Genomic DNA, 16,778 nt, shown 5'->3' on the forward strand with positions numbered 1-16,778 from the left:
CGGAAGATCCGGCGAAATCCTCATCTTGAATGGAAAGGGCGGCTAGCAAGCCGCCCTTTCTCCTTGTTCCCAATCGGCGCGGGAGAGCCGGTAGAACACATGGCGCTTGAGCGCGGGGTGGCTGTCGGGAATGCCGGGATGATCGAAGTCGGCCGGTGGATCGGCTCTCATGCCGAGGCGCTCCATGACGGCGGTGGAGCGGCGGTTGTCCGCGACGGCGAAGGAGACGATTTCGTCAAGGCCGAGTGTTTCGAAGCCGTAGGCAAGCCATGCCTGAGCCGCCTCGGTGACGTAACCTCTGCCCCAGAATTCAGGCGCCAGTCGCCAGCCGATCTCGATCATGCTGGCTGGCAGGAAGTCCATGTGATCGGTTCCGGTTATACCGACAAAACCGATACATTCGCCCGATGCGGCGATTTCTGCGGCCGCAAAGCCAATGCCGTCGCGATCGATGGCGGCGCGGAACTGATCCATCTTGGCATCCGCCTCGGCGCGGCCACGGCGGAACGGAAAGAACTCCATCACCCGGTCGTCGGAGTTTATGCGGTGGAACAGGTCGCGGTCGCGATCCTCCCAGTTGCGCAGGATCAGGCGCTCGGTGCGCATTGGTTTCATTGCACAAACTCCTGCTGCCTGTAGCCTTGCACATAAAGCAGCGCGGTCAGGTCGCCATGATCGATGCGGACCTTGGCCTGTGCCGCCACCGTCGGCTTGGCGTGGAGCGCGACGCCGGTACCGGCAAGGCGGATCATGTCGAGATCATTGGCGCCGTCGCCGACGGCGATGGCGTCGGCGGGCGTCAGGCCGAGGCGCGCTGAAATTTCGATCAGCGCGTCGGCCTTGGCGGCGCGGCCGAGGATCGGTTCGCCGACCAGCCCGATGAAGCGGCCGTCCTGCTCGAGCAGGCGATTGGCGCGGTTCTCCTGGAAGCCGAGCATGGCGGCGATGCGCGTCGTGAAGACCTCGAACCCGCCAGACACGAGTGCCGTCCAGGCGCCGTTGGCGCGCATGGTCCGGACCAGAACACGGCCGCCCGCGGCCAGCGTCAGGCGATTGGCGACGATGCGATCAACCACGGCGGCGTCGAGGCCCTTGAGCAACGCCACCCGTTCACGCAAAGCCGGTTCGAAGGCGATCTCACCATTCATGGATCGCGCGGTAATCGTGGCAACCCGATCCTTGACGCCAATCTCATCGGCCAGCTCGTCGATGCATTCCTGGTCGATCATGGTCGAATCCATGTCGGCGATCAGGATTTTCTTGCGGCGGGTTTCTGCCTCTTGGACGATCACGTCGACCGCCTCGCTGGCGAGTGCCGTGCGCAAGACGGCGCTCGTGACGGCGTCGTCGGCTGCCTCAGGCAGGACGAGATCGCAGGCAATACCTTCGGCCAGCCAGACAACAGCGCTTGCGCCGACCGACCGTGAGGCCATATTCGCAAGCGACAGCGACAAAGCGCGCTCAGTGGGACGGGAAACAAGCGTGGCGATGAGCGGCATGAAACATTCCGGCGGGCAGGCGGGCGAGGGCCGCGTGAAGAACGCGATCCTGATAGCCGGGCCGACCGCCAGCGGCAAGTCGGCGCTTGCGCTCGATCTGGCCGAGCGCAAGGGTGGTGTGATCGTCAACACCGATTCCATGCAGGGCTATTCGGTGCTCGACGTGCTGACCGCCCGGCCTGAGGCGGCCGACCTCGCCCGCGCACCGCATTATCTTTATGGCCATGTCCAACCGGCCACCGCCTATTCCACCGGCGCCTGGCTGCGCGACGTGAGGAAGTTGATCGACGACGGCACATTCTTCGAACGGGCAGTGATTTTCGTCGGCGGTACCGGGCTCTATTTCCGCGCGCTGGCCGAGGGCATTTCGGAAATGCCCGACATTCCGCAGCGGGTCCGCGACCGCTGGCGCTATGAGTTGAAGGAGCAGGGCGCCGTCAAGCTGCACAGCTTGCTGCTGCGCGAGGATTCGGCGGCCGCCATGATGCTCAAGCCAACCGACAGCCAGCGCATCGTGCGGGCATTGGAGGTTCTCGATGCGTCTGGCCGTTCGATCCTGGAATGGCAGGCGGAACGCGGCCAGCCGCTCATCGACAGGGAAAGCGCGCGTTTCCTGGTGATCGATCCGGATCGGGCGGCGTTGGTCGCTCGCATCGACAAACGCTTCGACCAGATGCTGGACAAGGGCGCGCTGGACGAGGTCAAGCGGCTTGCAGCACTTGGTCTCGATCCCGAATTGCCGGCGATGAAAGCGATCGGCGTTCGCGAACTGCAGGCAGCGATGGCCGGAGAGATTGGCTTTCCCGAGGCAATCGAACGCGCCAAGATCGCGACCAGGCAATATTCCAAGCGGCAAACCACCTGGTTCAGGCATCAATTGGGGCCGGAATGGCTGAGGTTGCGCCCCGGTGATGATCTGGAAACCACGATCTCAGCGCTTGCTTCCGATGCAACCTGAAAAGTTTACCTGCAAGGAAAGGTTCCCGTTGTGGTTGTCCAAATTAACCCTCCGTAAGCCCGCCCATGCCATAAGATCAGTGGGCACTTTTCCAACGGGGAGCAGATGCGTTTCCACAAGGCGGAATCAGCATTTTTCGTCTTTATATTCGTGATCCTGGCCGCCGGCCTGGTGACGCTGCATGCTTACGGACTTCTGCAGTCCTTCGCCGACGAGTTGCATACGGCTTCGGGTCTGGACAAGGTCATCTATCTCAACAAGCTCTTGTTCGCGACCGGCGTGCTCCTGGCCACCGCGCTGTTCTTCGGCATTTTCTTCATCTATCCGCTGATCCGCAAACAGGCGACGGAGGAAGGCAAGCTGCGCGCCATGACGGTCTCGCTCAGCGCGCGCTCGGAAACACTCGAGCATGCGGCGCTGACCGACGGCCTGACCGGCATGCAGAACCGGCGCTATTTCGATGATGCGCTGAAGGAGTATCTCGAGGAGTTCCGGCGCATCGAAAAGCCCGTCGGTCTGATGATCCTCGATCTCGACCATTTCAAGCAGGTCAACGACACCCACGGCCATGACGTCGGCGACGAAGTGCTCAAGGCCGTCGCGAACTGTCTCAAGGACATGACGCGCTACCACGATGTGGTGGCGCGATTGGGCGGCGAGGAGTTCGCCGTCGTCACGCCCAACATGGACGCCGAGCTTCTGGGCAAGTTTGCCGAGCGCATCCGCAAGGCGATCGCCAACATGTCGGTGCTGTCGGGCAATGTCCGCCTCAAGATCACCACCAGCGTCGGGCTCGCCGTCTGGGACCGCAAGGAAACAGCGGAAGAGTTCTATCGCCGCGCCGACCGCCAGCTTTACGAAGCGAAGAGGCAAGGCCGCAACCGCGTCTGCGCCTAAATCCCGAAGAAGAATTCATGAGGCCGGTCGCCTGACGCGGTTTTCTCGACTTCCGGTGCTCACGGACTAAATGTCCGCTCCGCTCCGGCTTCTCGAAAGCCACGTCATTCAACTCGGCCTGATGAATTCCCTTTCGGGATTTACCCAGGCTTTTCGAACGAAGCAGAGCCAATCGAAGTTTGGTGCGGATTCTCGGGATTATCGGCAGATGGACTTGTCGCAAACTCAATCGTTTTGCGGGCGCAGGCCGAAGGTTGCGGGCTTTAGGCCGTAGCGCATGTCGAAATCGTCGTCCGATGGCGCGCGTGCGGCGGGTGGCTTGCGGTAGTCGGGATCGCCGGCCTGGCGGCCTGAATCGACGACCTCGGCGAAGGCCATCGCCTGCTGCGTTGATTTCGGCACGTTGCGCAGTCGTTCCACGATCGCCACCAGATCGACATCGTCGCCGGCTTTCGACGAGGCGGCTTCTTCGCGCTTGGCGGTGCCAGGAAGCAGGTGGCTCGGCAGTTTTTCGAACTTCAGCCGCATGGTCGTCGCTACGCCTTCGCCAAAGGCGATGGCTTCGCGCTGGCCCATGGAGGACAGGAAGGCAAGCGTCGAGGCGGAAGAATCGGCAATCGCCGAGCGGATGATCGCCTGGTCCTGCTCATTGGCAAGCCGCATGGCGAAAAAAGTCGAGCATTGCGACAGGATGGTCGGGTCGAGCTCGCCAGGGCGCTGGGTGACGACGCCGAGATAGCAGCCATATTTGCGGCCTTCCTTGGCGATGCGCGACAGCGCGTGCCTGGTCGGCGCGAAGCCGAGACGCGGGTCGGCCGGCATATAGCGGTGCGCCTCTTCGCACAAAAACAGAAGCTGCAGCTTGCCCTCGCTCCACAGAGCGAGATCGAAGGCCAGGCGCGCCAGCACCGAGCAGACGGAATTGACCACTTCGGAAGGCATGCCGGCCATCTCGAAGCAGGTTACCGGGCGGCCATGATGCGGCACGCGGAAGATGTTGCCGATCGTCTCGTGGATGGTGTCCTCGATCAGGCGCGAGTTGAACATGAAGCGGTAGCGTGGATCGGCCGCCGCCGATTCGATGCGCGTCTTCAGCGATTTGAGCGTCGGGCGATCGGTCTTGCTTTCGAGCATGCCCATGCGCTCGTCGATCTGCTTGAGCAGGTCGGCGATGCGGTAGGGCACCGGCGTATCGGCGGTCAGCGCATCGCTGCCGCGCCTGATATAGGAGCCCGAATTCGGGTTGCGGTAGAGGTTCTTGGCGGCCGGGATGAGGTCGCGCAAGGCATCGATTTCTTCCGGCTCGGTCTCGCGGCCCCGGAACAGCACCTCGGCGAATTCCTCCAGCGTGAACATCCAGAACGGAAGATCCAGCGTCTTGGAATCGACCCTGACGCAGTATTCGGGCAGCGACGCCGCGAACTCGTTGTGCGGGTCGAGGATCAGGATGCGCAGGTCCGGCCTTGCTGCGATCGACTTGCGCAGCAGCAGCGAGACGGCGGTGGATTTGCCGACGCCGGTGGTGCCGACAATGGCGAAGTGACGCGCCAGCGTATCGTCGATGGCGATGTTGGCGGCGATCGTCTCGTCCTGCGCGAGCGTGCCGATCGTGATCGAATGACGCCCCGCGAGGTCATAGACCGCCTGCAGGTCGCGGGTGCGGATGCGATGCGCAACGGCGCCGATATGCGGATAGGTGGTGATGCCGCGGTCGAAGACCGGTTTGGCGCCGGGCTCTGCTCCGTCACGCACTTCGCCGATCAGCTCGATGCTGACCTCGATGGCGTTCTGGCCCTCATTGCTCCACGCGCGGTCCGACTTGCCGATTGCGTAGACCAGGCCGACGGTTCGCGTCGATCCGAGATTGATGGAAATCATCTTGCCGACCGTCCACAGGCCGGTCACCGCGCCGTCGGCGTCGTTCGCGTAGGCGCTGATGGTGGCGCGCGCGCCATCGCATTGCACGACATTGCCGAGGATGCGCTTGTCGTTCTGCTCTGCGTCGCGGCGCTCCTGCGATGTCGGTTCTCCAACGGAGGCTTCGCGTTCGACATACATGGACAGGCCAATCCCCATTTCCCCTGGAGCATCGATCCTACCCGAATGGGGTTAAGGCCCGATGAGGTCGGATGGTGTAGAGAGCATTAAGGGGCTCGTGGAAATTGTCGCAAGGCGGCTCTTCTCCGGCGTCTATTTTTCGCTATAATAGACATATGGATGATATAGCGAACGACATTTCCTCGACGATCGGCCGCAGGATACACGCCGAAAGGATCGTGCGCGACTGGTCCCTGGCCGAACTCGCGGAGCGTTCCGGCGTCTCGAAGGCGATGCTCAGCACGATCGAGCGGGGCAAGACCAGCCCGACGGCGGCGCTTCTGGTGCGCATCGCGTCGGCCTTCGGCATGACGCTGTCGACCTTGATCGCACGCGCGGAATTGCAGGGCGGCGGGATATTGCGCCAGGCCGACCAGCCGGTGTGGCGCGATCCCGACACCGGCTATGTCAGGCGGCATCTTTCGCCGGCTTCCGACATGCCGCTGGAGCTGATCAAGGTGCATCTGCCGGCGGGCGCCAAGGTCAGCTTTCCGGCTGCTTCATACGCCTTCATCAAGCAGCAGATATGGCTGATTTCCGGGCGGCTCGAATTCGTCGAAGGTGAGACAGTGCACAGGCTTGTATCAGGCGACTGCCTGGCGCTCGGGGCGCCGTCGGACTGCACCTTCCATGCGCTGGAGCCCGGCGCCGACTATCTCGTCGCGCTGGTCAGGGGCTGACACAATGGCAAGAAGACCAAAGCGCTCCCATAATGGGGGGCCGCCTCTCGATGAGTACAAGGGCCCGCCATGGGGCAAGGGCGATCCCTACATCTTTCTTGCCTGGCAGGCCGCCCATGCCAAGGCGTGGAAGGCGCCGAGCCGCGAGGTGATGCTGTTGCGCATGGACAGAGCCGAGCGGCTTGGCCTGACCTATGAGGAGTACACGCTCGAGATCCTCGAGCGCGGGCGGCATCTCGGGCACGAAGACGCCGACCGCATCAGCGCCATCAAGGCGGCGCGAAAGCGACGCCGCGCGCGCCATCTGGACTGACAGCAATACGCCCGCTTCTATGGCAATCACAGGATATCCTGCACATGAACTCGATCGAGATCGCAACCCTGAACCCGGCTGCCGAGACGCAGGACATGCTGGCCGAATTGCTGGTCGCAACGGTGGCGGCCGGCGGTTCGGTCAGCTTCATGCATCCGTTGGCGCCGCAGGCGGCAAGGACGTTCTGGGAAAAATCGCTGGCCGCGGCGGCAAGGGGCGAAAGATCGGTGCTTGGCGCCTGGGATGGCAAAAACCTGGTCGGCACCGTGACCTTGCTGCTCGATTGTCCGCCCAACCAGCCGCACCGGGCCGAGATTGCCAAGCTGATGACATCAGTCGATTACCGGGGCAGGGGTGTGGGAACGCGCCTGATGCGGGCCGCCGAGAGCCTTGCCATCGAGAGGGGCCGCACGCTGCTGGTTCTGGACACGGCGACCGAGGAGGGCGCCTCAGGCCTCTATGAGCGGCTGGGCTTCACGCTGGCCGGTGAGATACCGGACTATGCCCTGAAGCCGCATGGCGGGCTGACCGGCACGTTGATCTACTGGAAGCGGATCGGGCCAATCTCATAACCAGTCATGCCGGCGCGGAGAGGCGCGACAGCAACCACTGGCGGAAATCCTGTTCGGCTCCGGTCAGGCGTGCTGTCGACGCCTTGGTTAGGAAATGCCCCGATGTGCTGGAAAGTTCATAGTCGGAAAGCCTGACCAGCGTCTTGATGTCGAGCGCCGCATCGACCAGCGGCCGCGAGCCCAAAAGCACGCCGGCGCCGGCGCTCGCCGCCTCCATGGCGGTGACGAAACTGTCGAAGCGGTGCGATCGTCTGAGATGGCCAGCCAGTCCAGCGGCGGCGAACCATTCCGCCCACATCTCGCGCGCGCCGGCGACCAGAAGCAGCGGCAGGGAAGGCCAGTCGTCGTCGCCGGCGAGCGCAGGTGCGGCCATCGGCACGAGCCGCTCGGCGGTCAGCCTGTCGGCTTCGCGGCCGGGGAAGGATCCGTTGCCGAAGCGGATGTCGAGCACCGAGCCCGGCAGATCGTAGTCGGCAGGGCGATGGATCGTCACCAGATCGAGCTGGATGCGCGGCAGTGCCTTCGCGAGATCGGGCAGCGCCGGAACCAGCATGAGCAAGGCAAAGGAGATCGGGGCCCGGATGGTCACGGTCTGGACGGCACGCGGCTCGAACAGTTCCGCGGTGCTGTTGCCGATGGTGGCGAAGGCCGACTGGATGTGAGGCAGGTAGGCTGCTCCCTCCGGCGACAGTGCGACGCCCCGCGCCAGCCGCGAAAACAAACGTGTCTTGAGCCGCTCCTCGAGAAACCGGATGTGCTGGCTGACGGCTGCCTGGGTGAGACCGAGCTCGGCTGCCGCCGCGGTGAAATTCGACAGCCGCGCCGCCGCCTCGAAACTGCGCAGCCAGTCCAGAGGCGGCACCGGTGTATTTTTACGAGCCATTAGTATTCTTGGGCCGTTGGCCTAAAAATGATAATTTGAGTTATGCCTGTCGCGCGATCAACATGCAATCGAAACCCTGCGGATCAGGCTGCGGGGGACGCAATGGACAGGAACGGATCTCCATGCTCACCCACGCGCGGATCGGCGACGAAGGCAGAACAATCGACCTTGGCTGGCAGGACGGGTCGCGCAGCCGTTTTCACGCCATGTGGCTGCGCGACAATGCGCTGGACGACAAGACGCGCAGCGCCGGCAATGGTCAACGGCTCATCACCATTCTCGACATTCCCGCCGACACCAGGATCGGCGCCGCGTCGATCAAAGGCGGCGCCCTGGAAGTCAGCTTCGTGCCCGAGCAGAAGACGGTCAGCTTTCCCGCGGCATGGCTGAGCGCCAATGCCTATGATCGTGACGCAGGCCGCCAGCCCGGCTGGACAGGCGAGGCCACCGTGCGATGGACCAAGGCCTCGATGCAGAATTCGGTGCCGCGCGCCGGCTATGTTGCGGCCAGCCGCGATCGCGCTGTGCTGGGGCAATGGCTGTCGGCGGTGAAAACCTATGGCTTCGCGGTGATGGATGATCTGCCGACCGAATCCGGGGCGCTATGCAAAGTGTCCGATCTTTTCGGCTACATCAGGGAAACCAATTACGGGCGCTGGTTCGAAGTGCGCGCCGAGGTCAATCCGAACAATCTCGCCTACACGAATCTCGGCCTCCAGGCGCACACCGACAATCCCTATCGCGACCCTGTGCCGACGCTGCAGATCCTGTCCTGCATCGAGAATACGGTTGAGGGCGGCGAGTCCAGTGTCGTCGATGGGTTTGCAGTCGCGGCTGCGCTGCAGGCTGAGAACCCGGAAGGCTTCCAGCTGTTGAGCTCATGCCCGGCGCGCTTCGAGTATGCCGGCTCTTCCGGCGTGCGGCTGCAGGCGAAGCGGCCGATGATCGAGTTCGGGCCCGATGGCGAGCTGATTTGCATCCGCTTCAACAACCGCTCGCTGGCGCCGACGGTCGACGTGCCGTTCAGCGATATGGAAGCGTACTACGCCGCCTATCGCCGGTTTGCGGAACTGATCGAGGATCCATCCTTCGAAGTGACGTTCAAGCTCGAAGCGGGGCAGGCCTTCATCGTCGACAACACGCGCGTGATGCATGCGCGCAAGGCGTTTTCCGGTACCGGCAAGCGCTGGCTGCAAGGCTGCTACGCCGACAAGGACGGTCTGCTGTCGACGCTGGCGGCAATCGAGCACGGGTTCAAGGAGGCGGCGGAATGAGCGGCCAGGATTTGAACGCGGACACCATCGTCGAGTTCATCGCCGACATCTTCGAGCGCCGGGGCGCCGAATCCTATCTCGGCGAACCCGTCACCATGTCGGAGCACATGCTGCAGGGTGCCTGGTTCGCTGAAAAGGACGGCGCGCCGGACGAACTGGTGGCGGCGGCGCTGCTGCACGACATCGGCCATTACACCAGCGAGTTCGGCACCTATTCGCCCGAGGATGTCGAGGACAAGCATCATGACGAGGCCGGCGGCGAGGTGCTGGCGCCATTCTTTCCACCTGTCATCGTCGAATGCGTCAGGCTGCATGTCGCCGCCAAGCGCTATCTCTGCGCCACCGACCCGACCTATTTCGGCAGGCTTTCGCAGGCCTCGGTGCACACGCTGTCGCTGCAGGGCGGGCCGATGAATGCCGAGGAGGTCGCCGAGTTCCGCAAGAACCCCTTCCATGAGGAAGCGGTCCGGGTCCGCATCTGGGACGAGAGCGGCAAGATCGCCAACATGAAGACACGGACATTTCGCGATTACGTGCCGCTGCTGCAGCGGGTGGTGACGCAGTTCGCGGCGGGCAAGCCGGCGTAAATTCCCCAGGGAAGGAGGCAGGGTGCAAGCCGTGCCTCCTTTCTTCCGGCTTCACCGGAATGGCGCTCGCCTACCCCTTGTGGTGCACCTGCTGCAGGCCGTAGACCGGCGTCGCGATGCCTTCATGCCGCGCCTTCAATTGCAGCGACAGGAACTGCGAATAGTGGCGTGACTGGTGCAGATTGCCGCCGTGGAACCATAGCGCCTCCTGTTGCGTCGGCTTCCACATGTTGCGCAACTCGCCTTCCCACGGGCCGGGGTCCTTGGTGGTGTTCGAGCCGAGGCCCCAGCATTTGCCAACGTTGTCGGCGGTTTCACGGGATATCAGATCGGCGGCCCAGCCGTTCATCGAGCCGTAGCCGGTGGCGTAGACGATGAGGTCCGCAGGCAATTCCGACCCGTCGCTGAGCAGAACCGAGTGCTGCTTGATCTCTTCGACGTCGACGCCGCTCTTCAGCTTGATCGAACCATTGATGATCAGCTGCGAGGCGCCAACATCGATGTAATAGCCGGAGCCGCGCCTGAGGTACTTCATGAACAGGCCGGATTCGTCGTCGCCCCAGTCGAGCATGAAACCGGCCTTCTCCAGCCCCTTGTAGAATGTCGCGTCGCGTTTCTTCATTTCGGCATAGGCCGGGATCTGGAACTCGTGCAGGATTTTGTAGGGCAGCGAAGCGAAGATGAGATCGGCCTTGGCGGTGGTGATGCCATTCTGCAGCGCCTGCTCCGAATAGAGCGAACCCAGTCCGATTTCCATCAACGTGTCGGACCTGGAGATATGGGTACTCGAGCGCTGCACCATGGTGACGTCCGCGCCGGCTTCCCAAAGTGCCGCTGCGATGTCATGGGCGGAATTGTTGGATCCGATGACAACGGCCTTTTTGCCGGCATAGGCGTCGGGACCCGGATGCTTCGACGAGTGGTGCTGGTCGCCCTTGAAGGTCTCCATGCCCTTGAATTTCGGCAGATTGGCCTTGCCGGACTGTCCGGTTGCCAGCACCAACTGCTTGGGCTTCAGCGTGATGTCCTTGCCGTCGCGGTGGACGACAACGGTCCATTCCTTTTTCTTGTCGTCATAGGAAGCGCTTTTGGCCTCGGTCGAGGACCAGTAATTCAGCTCCATCACCTTGGTATACATTTCCAGCCAGTCGCCGATCTTGTCCTTGGGCGAGAAAACCGGCCAGTTCTTCGGGAAATCGATATAGGGCAGATGGTCGTACCAGACCGGGTCATGCAGGCAGAGCGACTTGTAGCGCTTGCGCCAGCTGTCGCCGGCCCGCTCGTTCTTCTCGATGATGATGGTCGGCACGCCAAGCTGCCGCAGCCGCGCGCCGAGCGCGATACCGCCCTGGCCACCACCGATGATCACCGTATAGGGCTGCGTCTTGAAGCCGAGCTCGGCGGTTTCCCTCTCGCGTTCTTCTTTCCATGTCGGACGGTTCTTGCCCGAGCCGTGCCTGGCGCCCATCGGCCGCGCAAAGCCTGCCGGCTCCTCGTGGCCTTTCAGTTCGGCCATGGTGGTCAGCAGCGTCCAGATCTTGCCGTCCTTCAGCCTGACATGGCCGAAGCCGCGTGCCACCTCCGTCTCGAAGCTGATCCAGCCTTCGATCAACCCGTCGCTCTCCGTCGCGTCCTCGCCCTTGGCGATGGCGAAGTGTGACGGCCTGGTCTTCGACAATTGGCTTTTCAGCATGTCGCGGACCTGGTCGCGGCCTTCCATGGTCTTGATGTTCCAGGTGAAGGTGACGAGGTCGCGCCAGTAGCAATCCTCTTGAAAGCAATCGACCGCTTTCTCGATGTCATTGGCGGCAAGCGCGGCGCCGAATCGATCGAGCAGGTCGGACAGTTTCTTGCTAGGGGCCGTGTTCTTGCTAGAGGGCTTGTCGAGCATCAGGTTTCCTCCCGTGAAATCCAGATCGTCATGGTGGTGGCTCCGCCGGGCTCGCCGCCGGACGATCAAGTATCGTCAGAGATGGCGGCCCTCGTCACGCCCCACCATAGTTTCCAGCGATTTCAATGGTCTATCCTATAAGTGAGATCGCCGGACAGTTTCGGAATCGCTCGGGCGCCGGAAACGAACGTTCCATTTGTGAATGCCGCGCCGGTCGCGCAAAATTGATGGTCAAATGCCGCAATGCGGTCACCGAGGCCGATGACAACCGATCGGTGAGAAGCCGGGAAGCGGTGGCGGGCAACAGGACGGTTCCCGGGATTTTCTGGATGCGGAACTCTGGAGCCCGTTATGATCATCGTACCTTTTATCCAAGCGTCTTCATGTCGCTCCCTTGGCCGGCGTGGACGCGCAGCGGCAATGGCCGCGGTCATGGCCTTGAGCGCGACCCTGACCGGCCCGCTGGTGCTGCCCGGAACGCAGGCGCATGCGGCGGAAATTGCCGTTACCGTCCGCGAAAGGCTTTCGAACTATGGCGGATGGCGAACCTCCAGCCGCTTCGGCGATGTCTGGGTTCCCTCGGTCCGTACCGAATGGCGACCCTACACCGAAGGCAGGTGGGTCTGGACCGACGATGGCTGGTACTGGCAGTCCACCGAGCCATTTGGCGATGTCGTCTATCACTATGGCCGCTGGGCCTATGATCCCGATTTTGGCTGGGTGTGGATCGCCGGCGATCAATGGGCGCCAGCCTGGGTGGTCTGGCGCCAGGGCGGCAATGATGTCGGCTGGGCGCCGGCACCACCCGACGTAGATGTCGCCTTCGCCGATTCCTGGTGGTGTTTCGTGCCGGTGGCGGCGATCGGCGCGGTCGATCTGGTCAGAGTGGTACGGCCTGCCACTGAGAACGTCGGCATCGTGCGCAACACGACGATCATCAACCAGACGGTCCTGGTCAACAAGGCGCCGCACGTGCGGCTTGGCAATCAGGTGGTTGCAATCAATGCCGGACCCCGGCTGCAGCAACTCCCGAAGCCCGTCATCGAGTCGATCAAGGCGGCAAAATTGGTTCCTCCGCGCAAAGGCGTGTTTGCCAGTGCACGGCTCGATGCTTCCAGGGGCGCCGAGATCAAGAGACTTGCCGGCAATACAAAGGGGAACGGGCAAATCGTGGCGGGCTCCAAGACTGCGATCGGCGGCAAGGCCATTTCCCCCGGCGCGGTGGCTGCCAGCAATCCGGCCGTCGTGAAGCCTGGCGACGCCGTGAGCAAGCGGATGGTCGCCGGCAACGGCGCGAAGGCCGATGCGCTCAAGCTGCATGTCGACAGGACCGCGGGCGACGGACGCATCGTTGTCAAATCGTCGCCCAAACCGGTTTCGCCCAAGCCGGTTTCGGGGCAGCGTCTTGCACTCGGTGGCGGGCAACAAAAGCCGCATCAGCAAGCGTTGGCAATGCACATGCCCCAGCACCATGGCCCGGCAAGGGTGGCACCCCACCATCCGCCAGAGAAGATGGAGGCCAGGAAGGCGTCCAAATGCGATCCACGCGTTTCCCGCTGCAAGGCGCCGGGCTGACACCGCAGTCGCGCCTGTACGCTGTGCGCGCCGGCGCGATTTTTCCCGTTGACAGGCTGCCTTGCCCGCCCTTAGTGTCCGCCACCATGAAAACGGCACTCATTCTCGTAGGAAAGCGCGTGGGCAAGGCGGTGTAACCGCCGGGCAAAAACCCCCCATGCGCAAGACACAGGCTCCCTCGGGGGCCTTTTTTATTGCCTGAAACACGACTAAACGACCAGCAAACGCCCAATGGCGACAGTACGGGACCAGACCGATGAGCAACGGACAGAACGAGCGGCGCGAGATGACAGGTGCCGAAATGGTGGTGCAGGCGCTGAAGGACAATGGCGTCAAGCATGTCTTCGGCTATCCCGGCGGCGCTGTCCTTCCGATCTATGACGAGATCTTCCAGCAGGACGATGTCGAGCACATACTGGTGCGCCACGAGCAGGGCGCCGGCCATGCAGCCGAAGGCTATGCGCGCTCGACCGGCAAGGCCGGCGTCATGCTGGTGACCTCCGGTCCCGGCGCCACCAATGCCGTGACGCCGCTGCAGGACGCGCTGATGGATTCGATCCCGCTGGTCTGCCTGACGGGGCAGGTGCCGACCTCGCTGATCGGCTCCGACGCTTTTCAGGAATGCGATACGGTTGGCATTACCCGCCCCTGCACCAAGCACAACTGGCTGGTGAAGGACGTGAACGAGCTCGCTGCGACCATCCACGAGGCTTTCCATGTCGCGACCACCGGCCGCCCCGGTCCGGTCGTCGTCGATATCCCGAAGGACGTGCAGTTCGCCAGGGGATTCTACGTCCCGCCGCAGATCGCGCCGCGCACCAGCTACCAGCCAAAGGTCCAGGGCGACCTGGAAAAGATCAAGGCGGCGGTCGAGCTGATGGCCGGTGCCAAGAAGCCGATCATCTACAGCGGCGGCGGCGTCATCAATTCCGGCCCGGAAGCGAGCCATCTGCTGCGCGAACTGGTCGATCTCACCGGTTTCCCGATCACCTCGACGCTGATGGGCCTCGGCGCCTATCCAGCATCGGGCAAGAACTGGATGGGCATGCTCGGCATGCACGGCACCTATGAAGCCAACATGGCCATGCATGACTGCGACGTGATGATCTGCATCGGCGCGCGTTTCGATGACCGCATCACCGGGCGGCTGACCGCCTTCTCGCCGAACTCGAAGAAGATCCACATCGACATCGATCCGTCGTCGATCAACAAGAACGTCCACACCGAGGTCCCGATCATCGGCGATGTCGGCCGGGTGCTGGAGGATATGGTGCGTTTGTGGCGTGCGAGCGCCAAGGCCGACAAGAAGGCGCTCTACCCCTGGTGGGAGCAGATCGCCAAATGGCGTGCGCGCGACTCGCTCGCCTACAAGATGAACAACGACGTGATCATGCCGCAATACGCCATCGAGCGGCTCTACGAACTGACCAAGGGTCTGGACACCTACATCACCACCGAGGTCGGCCAGCACCAGATGTGGGCGGCGCAGCACTATCATTTCGAGAAGCCGAACCGCTGGATGACGTCGGGAGGGCTGGGCACGATGGGTTACGGCCTGCCGGCGGCACTCGGCGTGCAGATCGCGCATCCAGGCGCGCTGGTAATCGACATTGCCGGCGACGCCTCCGTGCAGATGACGATGCAGGAGATGAGCGCGGCCGTGCAGCACGACGCGCCGATCAAGATCTTTATCTTGAACAACCAGTATATGGGCATGGTGCGGCAGTGGCAGCAGTTGCTGCACGGCAACCGGCTGTCGCATTCCTACACCGAGGCGATGCCGGACTTCGTCAAGCTGGCCGAGGCCTATGGCGGCCACGGCATTCGCTGCGAGAAGCCGGACGAGCTGGACGACGCGATCAAGGAGATGATCTCGGTCAGGAAGCCGGTGCTGTTCGACTGCCGCGTGGCGACGCTCGCCAACTGCTTCCCGATGATTCCGTCGGGCAAGGCGCACAATGAGATGCTGTTGCCCGACGAGGCGACCGACGAGGCGGTGGCCAATGCCATCGACGCCAAGGGCAGGGAACTGGTGTAGCCGGCAGAACCAAGGCAGGGCTGTCGCGAGAAAGCCCCGCGCAAACAGAGAATTAGCTCAAGAGCTTGAAAAACGAGATTCATGTCATGAACGCACAGCTACAACCGACCGGCTCCGCCTATTTCATCGCCAAGGAGACGGAAAAGCCGGAAAACCACACGCTTTCCGTGCTGGTCGACAACGAGCCGGGCGTGCTTGCCAGGGTCATCGGCCTGTTTTCCGGGCGTGGCTACAACATCGAGAGCCTGACCGTCTCCGAGACCGAGCATGAAAAACACCTGTCGCGCATCACCATCGTGACGCGCGGCACGCCGCATGTGCTGGAGCAGATCAAGCACCAGCTCGAGCGCATCGTGCCGGTTCACCGCGTCGTCGACCTGACCGTGCGTTCGCATGAATCCGGCCAGGAGCGGCCGCTGGAGCGCGAACTGGCGCTGGTCAAAGTCGCGGGCACCGGCGAGGCCCGCGTCGAGGCGTTGCGGCTGGCCGATGCGTTCCGCGCCAGCGTCATCGACGCCAACACCGAGCATTTCATCTTCGAGATCACCGGCAAAGGCTCCAAGATCGACCAGTTCATCGCCATCATGAAACCGCTCGGCCTGGTCGAAATCTGCCGCACCGGCGTGGCAGCGTTGAACCGCGGCCCGCAGGCGATGTAGGACTTCGGCGGGGCTGGCGTCGAACGCGTCAGCCAGTTTCCATGGTGAGGCCGTCCGTACCTTTGCGGGGTCGCCGAGAAGAGACAAGATGCTGACTTGTCAGGGAAGATATCCATGTCGCTCGACGCATTCCTTGCCCTGCTTGTCTACGCCTTCGTGACGTCGATCACGCCGGGGCCAAACAATCTCATGCTTCTGGCATCGGGCGTGAATTTCGGCCTCGTCAGAACCGTTCCGCACATGCTGGGCATCAGCATGGGTTTCCTCGTGCTGCTGCTTGCCGTCGGTCTTGGCCTCGGCGCTGTGTTGACGGCGTTTCCGGCGCTGCATACCGCGCTCAAGATCGCCGGCGGCGCCTATCTTTTGTACCTCGCCTGGAAGATCGCCATGTCGCGCACGCTGACCGGCAAGGGCGAGACGAAAGCGCGGCCCATGCGCTTCATCGAGGCAGCCGCATTCCAGTGGGTCAATCCCAAGGCGTGGGTGATGGCGATCACCGCCATGGCCGTCTATGCCAATGCCGAGCACCCGTTCCTGTCGGTGGTGTTGATCGCCGTGGCTTTCACCATCGTCAATTTGCCGAGCGTCTCGGTGTGGGCTGGGTTCGGCACCGCACTGCGCGGTTTCCTGTCGGACCCGGTGCGGCTGAAATGGTTCAACATCGCCATGGGCGTGCTGCTGGCGGCGACGCTTTGGCCGATGCTGAGGTAGGCCCGGGGCGCATCATCTGATCTTTAAGGGACAGGATCCGGAGTCTCGGGCGTACCGCCCAGATCGGGATTGAGCCCGTGTTGCACATCCGTTGTGCAGTGCACATTAAATCTTCGTAATGCCGCCTTTTGGCCCTTTTCCGAC

16 protein-coding genes are annotated in these 16,778 nt (G+C 62.8%); 11 read left to right on the forward strand and 5 right to left on the reverse strand.

The annotated features are described in order from the left end of the window. Positions 1-42: 42 nt before the first annotated feature. Together NKH97_RS30910 and serB are read right to left on the reverse strand one after the other, a co-directional pair. Positions 43-615 (reverse strand): GNAT family N-acetyltransferase, encoded by a 573-nt coding sequence (locus NKH97_RS30910; protein WP_128305780.1) that lies wholly within the window; start codon positions 613-615, stop codon positions 43-45. Continuing rightward, positions 612-1,499, reverse strand: a complete 888-nt coding sequence (gene serB, locus NKH97_RS30915; protein WP_352799588.1) for a phosphoserine phosphatase SerB — start codon at positions 1,497-1,499, stop codon at positions 612-614. Before serB ends, NKH97_RS30910 begins: the two co-directional genes overlap by 4 nt. Here serB and miaA point away from each other — a divergent pair. Continuing rightward, positions 1,489-2,457, forward strand: coding sequence for a tRNA (adenosine(37)-N6)-dimethylallyltransferase MiaA (gene miaA / locus NKH97_RS30920; RefSeq protein WP_352799590.1), 969 nt, complete (start codon positions 1,489-1,491; stop codon positions 2,455-2,457). The genes serB and miaA overlap by 11 nt on opposite strands. 105 nt (positions 2,458-2,562) lie before the next feature. Further along, positions 2,563-3,354, forward strand: a complete 792-nt coding sequence (locus tag NKH97_RS30925; protein WP_128305783.1) for a GGDEF domain-containing protein — start codon at positions 2,563-2,565, stop codon at positions 3,352-3,354. 225 nt (positions 3,355-3,579) lie between these two features. Here NKH97_RS30925 and NKH97_RS30930 read toward each other — a convergent pair whose 3' ends face one another. Then, positions 3,580-5,412 (reverse strand): ATP-binding protein, encoded by a 1,833-nt coding sequence (locus tag NKH97_RS30930; RefSeq protein ID WP_023813065.1) that lies wholly within the window; start codon positions 5,410-5,412, stop codon positions 3,580-3,582. 155 nt (positions 5,413-5,567) lie between these two features. Between NKH97_RS30930 and NKH97_RS30935 the strand changes: the two genes are divergently transcribed. The 3 genes from NKH97_RS30935 to NKH97_RS30945 are packed head-to-tail and all read left to right on the forward strand — an operon-like array spanning position 5,568 to position 7,016. Further along, positions 5,568-6,131, forward strand: coding sequence for a helix-turn-helix domain-containing protein (locus NKH97_RS30935; protein ID WP_352442868.1), 564 nt, complete (start codon positions 5,568-5,570; stop codon positions 6,129-6,131). A gap of 4 nt (positions 6,132-6,135) precedes the next feature. Continuing rightward, positions 6,136-6,444, forward strand: a complete 309-nt coding sequence (locus NKH97_RS30940) for a hypothetical protein (protein ID WP_352799592.1) — start codon at positions 6,136-6,138, stop codon at positions 6,442-6,444. Positions 6,445-6,488: 44 nt separating this feature from the next. Next, the gene (locus NKH97_RS30945; RefSeq protein WP_128305785.1) at positions 6,489-7,016 is read left to right on the forward strand and encodes a GNAT family N-acetyltransferase; all 528 of its coding nucleotides are present in this window, start codon (positions 6,489-6,491) and stop codon (positions 7,014-7,016) included. A 4-nt stretch (positions 7,017-7,020) separates the two neighbouring features. Here the strand turns inward: NKH97_RS30945 and NKH97_RS30950 are convergent, their stop codons facing one another. Then, on the reverse strand, positions 7,021-7,899 hold the full coding sequence (locus NKH97_RS30950; RefSeq protein ID WP_352799594.1) for a LysR family transcriptional regulator: 879 nt from the start codon (positions 7,897-7,899) through the stop codon (positions 7,021-7,023). 122 nt (positions 7,900-8,021) lie between these two features. Between NKH97_RS30950 and tmpA the strand changes: the two genes are divergently transcribed. Beyond that, positions 8,022-9,173: a 2-trimethylaminoethylphosphonate dioxygenase gene (gene tmpA, locus NKH97_RS30955; protein ID WP_352799596.1), complete on the forward strand. Its 1,152-nt coding sequence runs from the start codon at positions 8,022-8,024 to the stop codon at positions 9,171-9,173. Further along, entirely contained in the window at positions 9,170-9,760 is a 591-nt protein-coding gene (gene tmpB, locus NKH97_RS30960) for a (R)-1-hydroxy-2-trimethylaminoethylphosphonate oxygenase (protein WP_128305786.1), read from the forward strand. The genes tmpA and tmpB overlap by 4 nt, the downstream gene beginning before the upstream one ends. Before the next feature lie 70 nt (positions 9,761-9,830). On the opposite strand, the gene NKH97_RS30965 is transcribed toward tmpB, so the two are convergent. Continuing rightward, the gene (locus tag NKH97_RS30965; RefSeq protein ID WP_128305787.1) at positions 9,831-11,651 is read right to left on the reverse strand and encodes an NAD(P)/FAD-dependent oxidoreductase; all 1,821 of its coding nucleotides are present in this window, start codon (positions 11,649-11,651) and stop codon (positions 9,831-9,833) included. A gap of 432 nt (positions 11,652-12,083) precedes the next feature. Here NKH97_RS30965 and NKH97_RS30970 point away from each other — a divergent pair, with 432 nt between their 5' ends. The 4 genes from NKH97_RS30970 (at position 12,084) to NKH97_RS30985 (ending at position 16,634) form a co-directional block, all read left to right on the forward strand. After that, complete coding sequence (locus NKH97_RS30970) at positions 12,084-13,226, forward strand: DUF6600 domain-containing protein (RefSeq protein ID WP_352761633.1); 1,143 nt, start codon at positions 12,084-12,086, stop codon at positions 13,224-13,226. Between the two features lie 256 nt (positions 13,227-13,482). Next, positions 13,483-15,264, forward strand: a complete 1,782-nt coding sequence (locus NKH97_RS30975; protein ID WP_081734942.1) for an acetolactate synthase 3 large subunit — start codon at positions 13,483-13,485, stop codon at positions 15,262-15,264. 86 nt (positions 15,265-15,350) lie between these two features. Then, positions 15,351-15,923: an acetolactate synthase small subunit gene (gene ilvN, locus NKH97_RS30980; RefSeq protein WP_023757090.1), complete on the forward strand. Its 573-nt coding sequence runs from the start codon at positions 15,351-15,353 to the stop codon at positions 15,921-15,923. Between the two features lie 114 nt (positions 15,924-16,037). Next, entirely contained in the window at positions 16,038-16,634 is a 597-nt protein-coding gene (locus NKH97_RS30985) for a LysE family translocator (RefSeq protein ID WP_127293144.1), read from the forward strand. Positions 16,635-16,778 lie beyond the last annotated feature (144 nt).

This window comes from Mesorhizobium sp. M0870 (assembly GCF_040319775.1).
Classification (GTDB): domain Bacteria; phylum Pseudomonadota; class Alphaproteobacteria; order Rhizobiales; family Rhizobiaceae; genus Mesorhizobium.